At 34.8% G+C, this 14,523-nt stretch carries 13 protein-coding genes; 5 read left to right on the top strand and 8 right to left on the bottom strand.

Annotated elements, in window-relative coordinates; all coding sequences use genetic code 11:
* Positions 1-30: 30 nt before the first annotated feature.
* On the bottom strand, positions 31-1,377 hold the full coding sequence (gene mtaB / locus BA768_RS01965) for a tRNA (N(6)-L-threonylcarbamoyladenosine(37)-C(2))-methylthiotransferase MtaB (RefSeq protein WP_065719494.1): 1,347 nt from the start codon (positions 1,375-1,377) through the stop codon (positions 31-33).
* Positions 1,378-1,443: 66 nt separating this feature from the next.
* The gene (locus BA768_RS01960) at positions 1,444-2,034 is read right to left on the bottom strand and encodes a DUF1572 domain-containing protein (RefSeq protein WP_065719493.1); all 591 of its coding nucleotides are present in this window, start codon (positions 2,032-2,034) and stop codon (positions 1,444-1,446) included.
* A gap of 58 nt (positions 2,035-2,092) precedes the next feature.
* On the opposite strand from BA768_RS01960, the gene BA768_RS01955 reads away from it, so the two are divergent.
* Entirely contained in the window at positions 2,093-2,452 is a 360-nt protein-coding gene (locus BA768_RS01955) for a nuclear transport factor 2 family protein (protein ID WP_034674024.1), read from the top strand.
* A gap of 50 nt (positions 2,453-2,502) precedes the next feature.
* Here BA768_RS01955 and BA768_RS01950 read toward each other — a convergent pair whose 3' ends face one another.
* Positions 2,503-4,602 (bottom strand): T9SS type B sorting domain-containing protein, encoded by a 2,100-nt coding sequence (locus BA768_RS01950; RefSeq protein WP_065719492.1) that lies wholly within the window; start codon positions 4,600-4,602, stop codon positions 2,503-2,505.
* A gap of 135 nt (positions 4,603-4,737) precedes the next feature.
* Positions 4,738-5,535 (bottom strand): hypothetical protein, encoded by a 798-nt coding sequence (locus BA768_RS01945; protein ID WP_065719491.1) that lies wholly within the window; start codon positions 5,533-5,535, stop codon positions 4,738-4,740.
* Positions 5,536-5,861: 326 nt separating this feature from the next.
* Between BA768_RS01945 and glgP the strand changes: the two genes are divergently transcribed.
* A complete protein-coding gene (gene glgP / locus BA768_RS01940) occupies positions 5,862-7,526 on the top strand; it encodes an alpha-glucan family phosphorylase (RefSeq protein WP_065719490.1) in 1,665 nt (554 codons plus the stop codon).
* Positions 7,527-7,600: 74 nt separating this feature from the next.
* On the opposite strand, the gene BA768_RS01935 is transcribed toward glgP, so the two are convergent.
* Together BA768_RS01935 and BA768_RS01930 are read right to left on the bottom strand one after the other, a co-directional pair.
* Positions 7,601-7,792 (bottom strand): DUF6496 domain-containing protein, encoded by a 192-nt coding sequence (locus BA768_RS01935; RefSeq protein WP_034674020.1) that lies wholly within the window; start codon positions 7,790-7,792, stop codon positions 7,601-7,603.
* 11 nt (positions 7,793-7,803) lie between these two features.
* Entirely contained in the window at positions 7,804-8,277 is a 474-nt protein-coding gene (locus BA768_RS01930) for a hypothetical protein (RefSeq protein WP_034674019.1), read from the bottom strand.
* A gap of 116 nt (positions 8,278-8,393) precedes the next feature.
* Between BA768_RS01930 and BA768_RS01925 the strand changes: the two genes are divergently transcribed.
* Positions 8,394-10,523 carry a S9 family peptidase gene (locus BA768_RS01925; RefSeq protein ID WP_065719489.1) on the top strand — a complete coding sequence of 710 codons (2,130 nt, stop codon included), beginning with the start codon at positions 8,394-8,396 and terminating at the stop codon, positions 10,521-10,523.
* 68 nt (positions 10,524-10,591) lie between these two features.
* Here the strand turns inward: BA768_RS01925 and BA768_RS01920 are convergent, their stop codons facing one another.
* Together BA768_RS01920 and BA768_RS01915 are read right to left on the bottom strand one after the other, a co-directional pair.
* Positions 10,592-10,870 (bottom strand): type II toxin-antitoxin system RelE/ParE family toxin, encoded by a 279-nt coding sequence (locus tag BA768_RS01920; protein WP_065719488.1) that lies wholly within the window; start codon positions 10,868-10,870, stop codon positions 10,592-10,594.
* 1 nt (position 10,871) lies between these two features.
* A complete protein-coding gene (locus BA768_RS01915; RefSeq protein WP_051882612.1) occupies positions 10,872-11,132 on the bottom strand; it encodes a DUF2281 domain-containing protein in 261 nt (86 codons plus the stop codon).
* Positions 11,133-11,216: 84 nt separating this feature from the next.
* Here BA768_RS01915 and BA768_RS01910 point away from each other — a divergent pair, with 84 nt between their 5' ends.
* Entirely contained in the window at positions 11,217-12,869 is a 1,653-nt protein-coding gene (locus BA768_RS01910; RefSeq protein ID WP_065719487.1) for a peptide MFS transporter, read from the top strand.
* Positions 12,870-13,001: 132 nt separating this feature from the next.
* A complete protein-coding gene (locus tag BA768_RS01905; RefSeq protein WP_034674015.1) occupies positions 13,002-14,510 on the top strand; it encodes a peptide MFS transporter in 1,509 nt (502 codons plus the stop codon).
* The last annotated feature ends 13 nt before the right edge of the window (positions 14,511-14,523 follow it).

Below are 14,523 nucleotides of genomic sequence, written 5' to 3'. Positions count from 1 at the left end.
AATAAATTTAATAGAAATAAAGCAAACAGACTAAACTTTTGCTAAAAAACTTTCGTAAGACGATTGCACAGAAACCGTGCCATCTGACAGGATTTTTTCTAAATTCAGAAATTCTATTTGGTTAACGGAGGCCAGATCAAAATCTTTCTGAACTCTCACATAATTTTCTGTGAAACCGAACATTTTACCATCTTTATTTTCGTGTTCCCAAAGTACAGGAAGAGTCTTTCCAAGCTGGGTTTGATAAAATGCCATCTTTTTCTTTTCGGATAATATTCTAAGCATTTTATTACGCTTTTTTCTTTCAGGAATTGGCACAACTCCCTCCATTCCGACAGCTTCGGTGTTTTCTCTTTCAGAATAGGTGAAAACGTGAAGATAGTTAATCGGAAGTTCGTTCAGAAAATTATATGTTTCCATAAATCTTTCTTCAGTTTCACCCGGAAAACCCACAATAACATCCACACCGATTGCAGCATGAGGCATTACTTCACGAATTTTATTAACTCTGTCGTTGTACAATTTCGTTAAATAGCGGCGTTTCATTTTTTTCAGCAAATCATCACTTCCCGATTGCAAAGGAATGTGAAAATGTGGCACAAAGCTTTTGCTTTTAGAAACCAGCTCAATACTTTCATCTTTCAAAAGATTGGGTTCAATAGAAGAAATACGGATTCTTTCAATGCCTTCAACCTGATCCAGTTCAGAAATCAAATCCAGAAAAGTATGCTCGTGTCTTTTGTTTCCAAATTCACCTTTTCCGTAATCACCGATATTTACACCCGTCAGAACAATTTCTTTGATGTCTTTTGCAGCGATTTCTTTAGCATTATTCAATACATTCTCGATGGTATCCGAACGTGAAATTCCTCTTGCCAAAGGAATTGTACAATAGGTACATTTATAATCGCAACCGTCCTGAACTTTTAGAAAAGCTCTCGTCCTGTCTCCGATGGAATAACTTCCTATAAAGAAATCGGTTTCCTCAATCTCACACGAATGAACAATACCTTCACTTTCAGATTTCTCCAGATCATCAAGATAACTCAGAATATTGAATTTTTCTTTAGCTCCAAGAACCAAATCTACTCCTTCAATTTGTGAAATTTCTTCAGGCTTCAACTGTGCATAACATCCAACAATCACTACCAAGCCTTCCGGATTGGCTTTCATTGCACGCTTTACGTGAAGTTTACATTCACGGTCTGCATTTTCTGTCACCGAACAGGTATTGATAACATACACATTAGCCTTTTCATCAAAACTTACTTTATCATAACCAGCATCTGTTAATTGACGGGCAATGGTAGATGTTTCCGCAAAATTTAATTTGCAGCCAAGGGTATGAAATGCGGCAGTTCTGTGAAATTGAGACATTTATTGATACTGAATTTTGTGGGTGCAAAGATAATCAATTTAATATGAATTCTAAATCGATTGAATCTATTGTTTGTATTCATCACGAATTTCCGGGCTGTTTTGATAGCAAACCGGAGAAGAATTCAAACCCGAATTATTCTCAGAAAATTGAGTTTTCATATCTGAATTAAATTCATCTGACTTATTTCTTGCTATGGAAAGTGTTTTCCAGTCTTCATTTCTAAGCATTTTAGCAATAAAAACAATCTGCCCGATATGATAAGGATAATGCGCCAACTGACGGAAAACCGCATCAATTACCGAATGCGGCTCGTTTCTGATATAAATGGTTGAGTGTAAATTTTCATTAGTAATTTGCTTTAAAGCATCAAAAAGGCATTTCCAGCCTTTTTCCCAATAGGCTAAAACCTCATCTTTTGTTTTAAAAGTATTGATAAATTCTTCATCCCGGTTTCGCCAAGATTTTTCTCCGTCTTCAGTCAGAAAGTTCGTCCATCTCGACAGCATATTTCCTGCAATATGTTTTACAATAATTGCAATCGAATTGCTTTCTTCATTAAACTGCCAGAAAATCTGCTCATCCGAAAGCTGCCCAAATGATTTGTCACCAAGCATTTTGTAATACTCAAAACGTTTTATGAATAATTCAGTCATATAATAATTTTAAAACCAAGTTAGCTTTTTTCGCGTATATAAAAGTAAATTACAGCCTATGAATTGTAAGATCAGCCATTTTATGCAGGATTTAAATTCCTTAAATATCGAGAAGCTTGAAAAATGGTTTACAGATGAAACTGTGATATGGATCCCGCCTGCAAAAGAAATTTCCGGAAAAAGCAGAATCTTGGCATTATTTCGAGCAATTTTCAGACGCTATGAAAAAATACAATGGAATGTTGCCGAGATTTTTCATTTGGGAAACAACAAATATTTTTACCAGACATCATCCATTGGAAATATGACAGGAAAGGGAATGTATAAGAACGAAATCTGCACCGTCGTACAGTTTTCGGAATGCGGAAAAATAGTTTATCTCTCTGATTACTTTAAAGATACAAAAGTTTTTAAATAACAAAATCCATCTTTTGGGAGATGGATTTTGTTTTTATAAATAATCGTTAATTATTCTCTATTTTTCACTAATACCCAACCGGTATATTTAATTGGAGTACCTTTTTTATCATTTTCATTCCAGGATACAGAATACCAGTAATTTCCGGTAGGAACTTTTTTGTTTCCTGTGGTTCCGTCCCATTTATAATTATTCATTTTATCTGCCTGGAAAATTTTATTTCCGTATCGGTCGAACACATTGAATATTAAATTTCTTTTATTTGCCAAAGCAGAATAATCGATGATGTCATTTATGCCGTCTCCGTTTGGTGTGATTACATTCACGAGATTGGGAACAACAATTCCGATTTCGATAGGCTCACAATCATAAGCGTCTTTTACATAAATTTTGTGATCACCTCTTTTAATATTCGCAAACACATTAGAATCCTGCCAAGCAATATTATCCATAGAATATTGATACGGAGCTGTTCCGCCATTTACATTTACTGTAACCGTAGTGTTAGAAATATCAACACTTGTAATAACCGGCTGTTCGGAAGAATATACATTTACAGGCTGAAGAACAATACATTCGCCCGTTTTCAGCTCTACCCAATAGCTTCCGACACCAACATCAGTAATGGTTTGTGTTGTTGCACCTGTACTCCATTCGTAGCCGTCAAATCCGGCTCCTGCATCAAGCGTCGTTCTGTCTTCCATACAAATTGTTTTGTCTTTCAGCACAGAAGAATATACAGGAGGAATTACTTCTAAGGTAATCTTGGCAATTCCGTAACAACCTTTTTCATCAATTACTTTTACATAGACTACGGCATTTGGGGAAATAAAATTGTTGGAAGGTATTATTTCGTTTGTACCATTCGTAGCATCTGTAAGAGAAGGATAAAATTTCTTGGTAACACCAGACTGACCTGTCACAGAAGCTATATTAAGATCAAAAGAGGCTGTTTTTAGCTTAACATCATAGGTACAGGCTCTTATTTTAGCATCATTCACGATTACTTCCGGATAAAACTTCAGTGTTATAACAGCATAATCAGAACATCCATCGTTTGTTTTCACATCAGCATACACCGTTCCTTCCGCCGACAAATGGATGATTGGATTAGAAATTTGTCCGGTTCCTGCATTTAATGCAGCCAATGTAGGATAATACGTTATAGTCACATTTGGTCCGCTGAAAACATTGGCAAGGGTTAAATTAAATGTAGCCTGACCGCTTTTATTATTATTACACGCATAAATTGTAGTATCATTTGCGGTAATATTTCCTAATTTAAACTTAAATGCACCAATCTGTCTGCAAGAATTGAGCGCACTGTTCGGGTTTGTAGGATCGTTATAATGAATACTGTAATAGTAAGTAGTTGTCGTATTTACAATGATAGGCGTTGTAATCGGGCTTGCTCCTGAAAGCGCATCATTTTGTGAAGTGTGGTACGAAATCGTAAAATTCGGATTACTGTTTAGAATACCTGCAGAAAGCGAAGTAAAATCAAACAACGCCGGGCTCGAACAAATAAGGATTTCACGAGGGTCGCTAGGATTAGCTCCCGCAACTCCCGGTGGAACAAACGGATTCGGCTGTAGCGCAGGATCTGTGAACGGAGAAGCCAAGGTTGCGGTTCCGCCCCAGGTTAAGGAAAAAGGAGCCGTTGTTGAGCTTCCTGCACCAACCCAATTATCTATATACAGATAATAAGTCTGTCCGGCCACAACATCCAAATATTTACAATATGGAGTAAGAGATCCTCCTGCCGCACTTGTAATAGTACTTGTCATGTTTAATCCTGTTGATGCACCAGCTCCGAATAAAACCGTTGCCGCATTACATCGGATCGGAAAACCTAGAGCGCCACACGTAACATTCGGTCCGTAAACCGCCCAGTCATAATCTGCATCTGGATCATTTGGCACCAAATTGAATGTAAGAGTTCCGCTGGTTGCAATGGTAAGTTTATACCAAATAGAATTATGTTCTCCGGTACTGAGACAATCGCCTAAAGTCTCATTGACCAAGCCGATTCCTGTAGGGCTGTATGTAATATTCGAGTTCCCACACACTGCTAAAGCGGTAGAGCAATCTGCCTGCGAATAAAAAGTCTGAGAAATACAAAATAGAATAAAAAGTAGAGTTTTTTTCATGTCTAATTTGGTTATAAGGTTAAAAGTGAATCAAATATAATAAAATTTAATTAAAATCACCAAATATTGACAAAAACAAAATATTTAATAAAAAAAATATTAATCGATTGAATTTTATGCACTAAATCACAGAAATCACTTGATACTCGTAATATTCCCACAAAGGTTTTCAAGGTGGAAAATCTTATGAAACGGGCTTTTAACTTCGTTTAGATGTTCCTTATCCTGAATGAAAGTATATCGGGAAGCAATAGAATTCATATCCGAAACAATAACGAGCCAACATTCATCTACAGACGTATCGTAGTAAGGAAATTTCTCGTTCTTCTTTTCTATTAATTCTAAAATTTTCTCTGAACACAATTCATCAAAAAGATTCATGCTGTATTCATGAGTTATAAAAACATTTCTTCGATGGAGAGATTTCCTTATAGATTTTACGCAGCCAAAAGGTTTTCCTTTTTTAATGCTTTTATAAATATTCAGAATGATTTCCTGCTGATATTCGAGAGAATCAAACTTAATGTTTGTGTGAAATTCTAAAAAATAAACACCACGATATTTCGTAGTGTCTTCTTGTTCCAATAATATTTCAGCCTGACGGAAAATCTTGTTTAAGCAGCTTTCAACCTTTTTCATTTCAAGATGATTGATCACTTCCGTTAGCTCGATTCCTATTTTTTTATCATTAAATTTTGCAATAAAATCAGGGCTTTCACAGGTGAAATTTTCAAAAGTTACATCGGGAAAATGATGCATAAAAGAATTGAGCAATAAAATCTCTGCTTTTTTCTTGTATTTTTCTCTGTCGTGAAGTTTAGATTCATCAATTTTACGATGATATTTTTCCATCGGCTTTTTTTTCAAATGCCGGTTGAGATAATATAAGCTGAGATTTTTAATTAAATCTTCATCCGAAAACGCCTTTTTCATGTGGTCTTTTTTAAAATTAATAACAACACATGGTTTTCACGGTTAGCCCAAAACTTTTGATTATCAAAAATTTATGAATTAAATATATGAAATTATAGAATACATTTATTAAAAATCAGAAAATTTAAACTTCATTTAATATTTAATTTTTCATCCGAATTTTTATCTTTGAATAAACTATCTTACAAAAAAGTAAGAATTAGCGCAAAATAAAAGAAATAGACATTGATAAAAACTACAATTTTAAATATTAGGCACAGTTTTTCCAATACTGTTTTCACCATCAAATTAATTAATCAAATTATATTTAACAAAATACACATTTAATGGATTTCAGAAATTTTCAGATGCCGTTCAGCATCAACCCAAAATACTCAAAAAGAGTCGCTTATTTTTCAATGGAATTTGCCATTGAGCAGGTTTTGAAAATATATTCAGGAGGATTGGGATTTTTAGCAGGTTCTCATATGAGAAGCGCGTACAACCTTAATCAGGATCTTATCGGAATCGGAATTCTATGGAAATTCGGATATTATGATCAGGCGAGAAATCATGACCAGACTTTACAGCCAACCTGGACAAAGAAAATGTACAGTTTTCTTGAAGATACAGGTATAAAGTTTCAGATTGAGATTCACAGTGCGCCGGTTTGGGTAAAAGTATGGTATCTTGATCCGGAGATCTTCAATACCGCTCCGATGTTTTTACTTTCAACGGATGTTCCGGAAAACGATCATGTCTCAAAAACCATTTGTCACAGATTGTACGACGCCAACGAATCCACAAAACTTGCCCAATATATTTTGCTTGGAAAAGGTGGTGCAAAACTTTTAGATGAAATGAATATCGAAAGAGATGTTTATCATCTAAACGAAGCTCACGGACTTCCCGCTGCATTTCATTTATTAAAAAAATACAACGGAGACATTCAAAAAGTAAAAGAAAAACTGGTCTTCACAACCCATACTCCCGAAGAAGCAGGAAACGAAAAGCACAATCTAAGATTATGCTACGATATGTCTTATTTTTCAGGCTTAAGCATGGAAGAGGCAAAAAAAATCGAAGGCTCAGATGGTGATTTATTTAATCACTCGCTGTGTGCACTGAAAATGGCCAGAGTGGCCAACGGAGTTTCTAAACTTCATGGTGAAGTTTCGAGAGCTATGTGGAGCAAATATCCCGGAATCTGCGAAATAAAATCGATTACCAACGCTCAAGAATTTAAATATTGGGGCGATAAGGAATTGTATATTGCTAAAGATGAAAACAACGATACGCTTTTCGATTACCGAAAGAAAATTTTAAAGAAAAGATTATTCAGGATTGTAGCCGACCAGACCGGAAATTTATTCGATCCGAATGTCTTCACAATCGTTTGGGCAAGAAGATTTGCAGGTTACAAAAGGGCAGATTTGCTTTTACATGATAAAGAAAGATTCAGAAAGCTACTGAACAATCCGAAATATCCTGTACAGATTATTTGGGCCGGAAAACCTTATCCGATGGATTATTCTTCAATTTCTATGTTTAATGTTTTGGTGGAAGAAAGCAAAAACCACAAAAACATGGCGGTTCTTACAGGTTATGAACTTTCTTTAAGCAAATCTTTAAAACAAGGTTCAGATTTATGGCTGAATAATCCGAGAGTTCCTAGAGAAGCTTCAGGAACTTCAGGAATGACTGCCGCAATGAACGGTTCTATAAACCTTTCTACTGATGACGGCTGGATTCCTGAGTTTGCAAAACCTGGAGAAAACTCTTTCGTTGTTCCAAAAGCAGACTATTTGAACATGAGTATTTACGAGCAGGATAATTATGATTTAAATAAATTATATGAAATTTTAGAAAATGAAATTCTTCCTACCTATTATGACCAACATGACAAATGGAGAAAAATTCAGCACAATTCGATGAAAGATGTAAAAGAAAATTTCAATAGTGACCGAATGGCAGATGAGTATTACAATCTTTTGTATAATCATAAGGTGTAATATTTTTGGTTAACATTTCACAGTTCTACAAAATAAAAATCAGCCTGAAAATTTCAGGCTGATTTTTTATTGAATTAATCTTTTTTCTTTTTCTGTTTGGGAACTTTCAGTCCGGCTTCTTTTGCTTCAGAAATACCGATGGCAACTGCTTGTTTTTTGTTTGTAACTTTGTCACCAGAAGAAGATTTTAATTTACCTTCTTTAAATTCCTTCATCACTTTTCCTACTTTTTTCTGAGCTTTTTCTGAGTATTTTGTCTTGCTCATGATTTTAAATATTAAGATTTTGATACTGATACACCGATTTCATACACTTTTGCGTGCTTCAAATATTTTGAGCGCTCTCTGGAAGTTACCGATTCGAATTGGTCATTTTTCAAAACAATAATCGGATCTTCTGCATTCTCAATCTCAAAATTTGCCAAATATCTTTCATCCGGTGGAGATTGGGTAAGTTTAGCTTTAATCTTTTGCAGCTCGTCTGCATATTTTCTGAATCCTGGATCTGTAGAATGAATAAATTTATATTCATCTCCCGCATCTACATAATAATGTAATTTCTTATCAATCAATCCAGCTTCATCTGTAATATAAGGATTGTCGTTTCCGTCTTTAAAAGCCACTTCTACAAGTTTACCACCTTCATGCTGTGTATAGTTTTCAGCATCTGCAAAATTTGCAAATCCTGTAAATACGGTCTGATCATCTAGATCATAACGGTTGAGTTTTCTTTTGTTTTCCTTAGTTTCCATAATTATCTTCTTTATTACCTATAACCTATTCAATTTTTTTGCCAAAACACTTACAATATTGCTTTTTAAATTCGGTTTAATAAAATTATTATCTTTGGATTTCCTTAAAATTAGAAATGAAAAAATTCTTACTTACTTTAACTGTTCTTGCGGCATTTCAGAATATCTCTGCGCAGGAAATTACTTTAGATAAAATATATTCAGGATACTACCGTGGAAAAGGCATTGCCGGAATTACGTCTATGAAAAACGGTGAAAATTATCTTGTGATCGAGCCAACAGGTATTGCAAAATATTCTTATAAAACCTCTCAGAAAGAAGGGAATTTAGTTGACGGAAGTTTCGAAAGCTATGAATTTTCTGATGACGAATCGAAGATTCTTTTGTTAAAAGAGAGTCAGCCGATCTACAGACATTCTTTTTTGGGTGTTTATGATGTAAAAGATTTAAAATCGGAGAAAAATTTAAGTTTAAACGATGGAAAACCTGTTCAGGAACCAAGATTTTCTCCGGATGCGACCAAAATTTCTTTCATTGTAGATAATAATTTGTTTTATCAGGATTTAAATTCAGGAAAAATCACGCAGATTACGGAGCACGGGGTAAAAAACAAAGTTTTGAACGGTTTGGCAGACTGGGTGTATGAAGAAGAATTCGGTCATGCAAGATTATATGAATGGACAAAAAATTCCGCAGATATTTTATTCGTAAAACTGGTTGAAACCGATGTTCCGGAAATTTACATTCCAATTTACGGGAAATCGCTTTATCCGAATGAAATGCGCTACAAATATCCGAAAGCAGGAGAAAAAAATTCTGTAGCTTCAGCGTACATCTATCATTTGGCAGACGGTAAAAAATCAAAAGTTAATCTGGATAATTTTAAAAACTATTACATTCCAAATGTTTTCCAAACGGCAAATCCGGATGAGATTGTTTTAATTACTTCACAAAGAACGCAAAATGCTTCTGATGTTTTAAAAGTAAATACAAAAACAGGTCAGGCAACAAAATTATTCACGGAGAGTGACGACAAATGGATTGATACTGATAATGTAACTTTAGAATTTCTGGAAGACAATTCTTTCCTTTGGGCTTCTGAAAGAGATGGTTTTCGTCATTTATACTGGTACGACAAAGACGGAAAGCTGAAAAAACAGGTTACAAAAGGCAACTGGGAAGTAACAGAATATTACGGTTACAATCCGAAATCTCAGGAAATTTTCGTTCAGACCACAGAGAAAGGAAGCATTAATAAAGTGGTTTCAAAAATTAATATTCAAAACGGAAAATCTCAGCTGATTTCAAATGCAGACGGAAATAACTCTGCAAATTTCAGCAAAAACTATAATTATTTCATCGAAACTTCTTCTACAGCTGCAAAACCTTACACTTATATTTTAAAAGATGGTAATGGAAAGCAACTAAAAGAACTTCAAAACAACGATGATCAGCTTAAAAAATTACAGGCAGACAATTTCTCTGTAAAAGAATTTATCACCATTCCAAATGCAGCAGGAGATCAGATGAACGCATGGATTATTAAGCCTAAAAACTTCGATCCGAATAAGAAATATCCTTTATTCATGTATCAATATTCAGGACCGGGTTCTCAACAGGTTGCCAATTCCTGGGATAACGGAAATGCGCTTTGGTTTGAAATGTTAGCTCAAAAAGGGTACATTATTGCTTGTGTAGATGGTCGTGGAACGGGCTTTAAAGGAGCGAAATTCAAAAAAGTTACTTATAAAAACTTAGGAAAATACGAAATTGAAGATCAGATTGCAGCTGCAAAATGGTTGGGTAATCAAAAATATATTGATAAAACAAGAATCGGAATTTTCGGATGGAGCTTCGGAGGTTATATGGCGAGTTTAGCAATGACAAAAGGTGCGGATGTTTTTAAAACAGGAATAGCCGTTGCACCGGTTACGAACTGGAGATATTATGATTCTGTTTACACGGAAAGATTTTTGCTGACCCCACAGGAAAACCCTGCAGGATATGATGAAAATTCACCAACAACTTATGCGAATTTATTGAAAGGGAAATTCTTATTAATTCACGGAACTGCCGATGATAACGTACATTTTCAGAATTCCATGGAGTTTTCTGAAGCGTTGATTCAGAACAAAAAACAGTTTGAATTTATGGCTTATCCTGATAAAAACCACGGAATTTACGGTGGACAGACGAGACCGCAGCTTTACCAGAAAATGACTGATTTTATTTTGGAAAACCTTTAATAATGGTGGAAGTTGGAAGACGGAAGCTGGAAGTAAAAAATCACTCAGAATTTGAGTGATTTTTTTATTTAGTAACTGTGTGAACTTTTATTATCAATGATAGCAACCAAAAAAATCACATTATTAACTTCCTGATAAATAAGCGAATTGTTTTTATCAATCAAACACCTTCTATAATTCAAAAGTAATGACTTAGGACAAATTTCTTTATGATTCTTTAATCTCAAAATTAAATCTTCAAATCTACTTTCAAAATTTTCAATCTCTCTTAAAGACCATTTTTCAAGTAAATAATCCAAAATACGAAAGTAATTTTGCAAACTCTCTTCAGACCAAACAACTTCCATGTTATTTTGATTTTTCTAAAAGATATTGTTTAATTTTTTCCTTTGCTTCTTCATGAGAATAGGTTTTCTCATTTTTTATATCGTCAAATCCTTTGTTAATTGATTGCTTTTGAGAATCCGTTAAATTATCAGCCCAATCTCTTTCTGTTTTCGCTTCTGAATATTTTGACTTCAAAAATTCAATATAATCATTCACCTGTCCTAAAAATTCTTTCGGGAGAGATTTTAAATTTTGCTCTATCTCTTTAATGCTAATTTCCATCTCATTTAAATTTTACTCAAAGTTAATAAAATTCAAATATTGTTTTTAAAATTTTATATTTGTGAAATTGTAAAAATCTTATACATGAAAACCAAACATCCTAAAGGGCTTCCCTATCTATTTTTTACAGAAATGTGGGAGCGTTTCGGCTATTATCTGATTCTCGGAATTTTTGTGCTGTACATGATCGACAGTGAAAAAGGCGGATTGGCTTTTGATGATAAAAGCGCTGATGATATTTTCGGAACTTTTATCGCATTAACTTATTTAACACCATTTTTAGGTGGATTTTTAGCCGACAGAGTTTTAGGATACATCAAAGCAATCTACATTGGCGGATTCTTGATGGGATTAGGTTATCTCGGAATTGGTTTTTTTAAAGAACTACCTCTATTTTACGCTTCTTTAGCTTTAATCATAATCGGAAACGGATTTTTCAAACCAAGTATTTCTACACTTTTAGGGAACTTATACAACGAAGAACCTTACAAAGCCAATAAAGATGCAGGTTACAATATTTTCTATATGGGAATTAATATTGGGGCTTTTGTCTGTAATATTATTGCTGCTTTCATGCGTAACAAATACGGATGGGGACCCGCATTTATGACCGCGGGAGTCGGAATGTTTGTTGGACTTTTGGTTTTCACCATCGGAAGACAGCATATTCTTCAGGCAAATGTTTTGAAACCTGCACAAGAAGGAGACACTAAAATTTCTGATGTTTTAGTAAAAGTATTTTTACCTGCAGTAATTTTTGGATTGATTGGTTGGTTTATTCCAAACAATATTTTTGGAAGCGACAGTACAGATGCATTTATTTTCGCGTGTATTCCAGTGATTTATTTCTACGTTATGCTTTATGTAAAGGCAAATGCAGAAGACAAAAAGCCAATCGGAGCACTATTGGCAATTTTTGCAGTAAGCTTAATGTTTTGGGCAGTTTTCAAACAAAACGGAACTGCTTTAACGCGTTGGGCAAATTATTATACTGAAAGAACCGTTCCTGCTGCCGTAGAAAAACCTTTAGAAGCAATTTTCTTAGTTGATAAAAAGGATTATCAGGATAAAGAAGTTTCGGTTTACGACGATCAGTATCAAACAGTAAAAGATGCTTCCGGAAAACCTCAAAAAGAGCAAGGAAAAGATATTTATTTCAGAAATGTTTCTGAAGCTGACAAAACGAAATTAGAAGCAAATCCTTCACAAACAGTGAATCTTTACAATACAGAACTATTCCAGTCGATTAATCCGGGTTGGGTGATTTTATTGACTCCGGTTGTCGTTGCATTTTTCATGATGCTTCGCAAAAAAGGAAAAGAGCCAAGTACACCGTCGAAAATCGTTTTGGGACTATTTATCTCGGCTTTATCGTGCTTAGTAATGGTCGGAGCAGTTTATGCAGGACAAAATGGTTGGGTAAAAGTTTCAGCTTTGTGGCTGGTTGCAGCGTATGGAGTTATTACAGTCGGCGAATTATGTCTTTCTCCGATGGGATTATCTTTAGTCTCTAAACTTTCACCGCCAAGATTAACAGCATTGATGATGGGTGGATTTTTCCTTTCAACGTCAATTGGAAACAAACTTTCAGGTGTTTTAGCAAGCTTCTGGTATGATTATGACAATAAAGCCAATTTCTTTATCGTGAACTTTGGGTTATTACTTTTAGCTACCTTACTCGGACTCTCAATCCTCAAAAGATTGAATAAAATTATGAAAGAAAAGGGAGTAAATTAACTTCTAAAAATTCGAAATAATAAGCCGCAGACAATTCTGTGGCTTTTTTATTTTAAAAATAAAATTAAAATCTTGCCAAAAACACAAAAAAAACTATATTTGTGGGTCTTAACAGAAATTTAACAATTACATATGGATACAGCAAAAACAGCAAAAGGTCACCCTAAAGGACTCTACCTTTTGTTTATGACTGAAATGTGGGAACGTTTCTCATATTATGGAATGAGAGCTATTTTCGTTCTATACATGACTAAAATGCTTTTGATGGGAGATGCAGAAGCTTCCGAAATCTATGGAAGTTATACCGGTCTCGTTTATTTAACTCCATTATTGGGAGGATATTTGGCAGATCGATACTTAGGAAACAGAAGAAGTATTGAAATTGGCGGAATATTAATGGCAATTGGTCAGTTCATCCTATTTTTCAGTGCTTCGGCAACCGGAGCAAGTGCTGTAACCTTGATGTGGATGGGATTAACAATGTTGATTATTGGAAATGGTTTCTTTAAACCAAATATTTCGACAATGGTTGGGCAGCTTTATCCTCAAGGAGATCGTCGTGTAGATTCTGCGTTCACGATTTTCTATATGGGTATCAACCTTGGAGCATTTATGTCACCGCTTATTTGTGGTACTTTAGCTGAAAAAGTTGATTTCAAATGGGGATTTTTGGCAGCTGGAATCGGTATGTTGATCGGTCTTGTTACTTTTATTATCTCTAAAAACAAAGTTCTTGTAGATGCCGACAATAAACCTATCGGATTGCCTACAAACAAGTTCGGAATCGCACAATGGGGAATGGTAATTGGATCTATTGGTTTAATTTTCTTTTTAATGAACTTTAAAACAATGTTCAACAGTGATTTGGATGTCATCGGCTACCTTATTTACGGAGCGATGATTCTTATGCCACTGATTGTTTTAACTGATAAAAGCCTTACAAAAGACGAAAAAGACAGAATTATCGTAATTTTCATCTTGGCATTCTTCGTAATTTTCTTCTGGGGAGCTTTTGAGCAAGCTGGTGCATCACTAACGATTTTCGCAGACAGACAAACAGACCGAAATCTTTTCGGATGGGAGATGCCTGCAAGTTATTTCCAGTCGGTAAACGCATTGGCGATTTTACTTTTAGCTCCTTTATTCTCATCTATCTGGTTGAGATTGGGTAACAGAGGTAAAGAGCCTTCATCACCAAAGAAAATGGCTTATGGTTTAGCTTTAATATCTTTTGGATATTTGGTAATTGCTTATGCAGTTTACGGATTAGGAATGATGGATAAAGTTTCCATGTTCTGGCTAATTGGTCTTTATGTAATCCATACAATGGGAGAACTTTGTCTTTCACCAATTGGTCTTTCGATGGTTTCTAAACTATCACCTGTAAGATTCTCATCTTTATTAATGGGAACATGGTTTTTGGCAAATGCTGCGGCAAACAAATTTGCAGGAACATTATCAGCATTAATTCCCGGAGGTGGAGAAAGCGGAGAAGCTCCAAAAACAACATCTTTCATGGGATTCCAGATCACAGATTTATTCGATTTCTTCATCGTTTTCGTTATTATGTGTGGTGTAGCTGCTTTAATCCTTTTCGTTATCAGCAGATGGCTTGAAAAGAAAATGCACGGAATAAAATAAATAACATTATTTC

Source organism: Chryseobacterium sp. CBo1 (assembly GCF_001693475.1).
GTDB lineage: Bacteria > Bacteroidota > Bacteroidia > Flavobacteriales > Weeksellaceae > Chryseobacterium > Chryseobacterium formosense.
This window is presented reverse-complemented; position numbering and strand designations above follow the sequence as displayed.

Coding starts and splice junctions, on each gene's coding strand:
- BA768_RS01960 (WP_065719493.1), bottom strand. CDS start 2,034: ATGACTGAATTATTCATAAAACGTTTTGAGTATTACAAAATGCTTGGT.
- mtaB (WP_065719494.1), bottom strand. CDS start 1,377: ATGTCTCAATTTCACAGAACTGCCGCATTTCATACCCTTGGCTGCAAA.
- BA768_RS01930 (WP_034674019.1), bottom strand. CDS start 8,277: ATGGAAACTAAGGAAAACAAAAGAAAACTCAACCGTTATGATCTAGAT.
- BA768_RS01950 (WP_065719492.1), bottom strand. CDS start 4,602: ATGAAAAAAACTCTACTTTTTATTCTATTTTGTATTTCTCAGACTTTT.
- glgP (WP_065719490.1), top strand. CDS start 5,862: ATGGATTTCAGAAATTTTCAGATGCCGTTCAGCATCAACCCAAAATAC.
- BA768_RS01925 (WP_065719489.1), top strand. CDS start 8,394: ATGAAAAAATTCTTACTTACTTTAACTGTTCTTGCGGCATTTCAGAAT.
- BA768_RS01915 (WP_051882612.1), bottom strand. CDS start 11,132: ATGGAAATTAGCATTAAAGAGATAGAGCAAAATTTAAAATCTCTCCCG.
- BA768_RS01920 (WP_065719488.1), bottom strand. CDS start 10,870: ATGGAAGTTGTTTGGTCTGAAGAGAGTTTGCAAAATTACTTTCGTATT.
- BA768_RS01910 (WP_065719487.1), top strand. CDS start 11,217: ATGAAAACCAAACATCCTAAAGGGCTTCCCTATCTATTTTTTACAGAA.
- BA768_RS01905 (WP_034674015.1), top strand. CDS start 13,002: ATGGATACAGCAAAAACAGCAAAAGGTCACCCTAAAGGACTCTACCTT.
- BA768_RS01935 (WP_034674020.1), bottom strand. CDS start 7,792: ATGAGCAAGACAAAATACTCAGAAAAAGCTCAGAAAAAAGTAGGAAAA.
- BA768_RS01955 (WP_034674024.1), top strand. CDS start 2,093: ATGAATTGTAAGATCAGCCATTTTATGCAGGATTTAAATTCCTTAAAT.
- BA768_RS01945 (WP_065719491.1), bottom strand. CDS start 5,535: ATGAAAAAGGCGTTTTCGGATGAAGATTTAATTAAAAATCTCAGCTTA.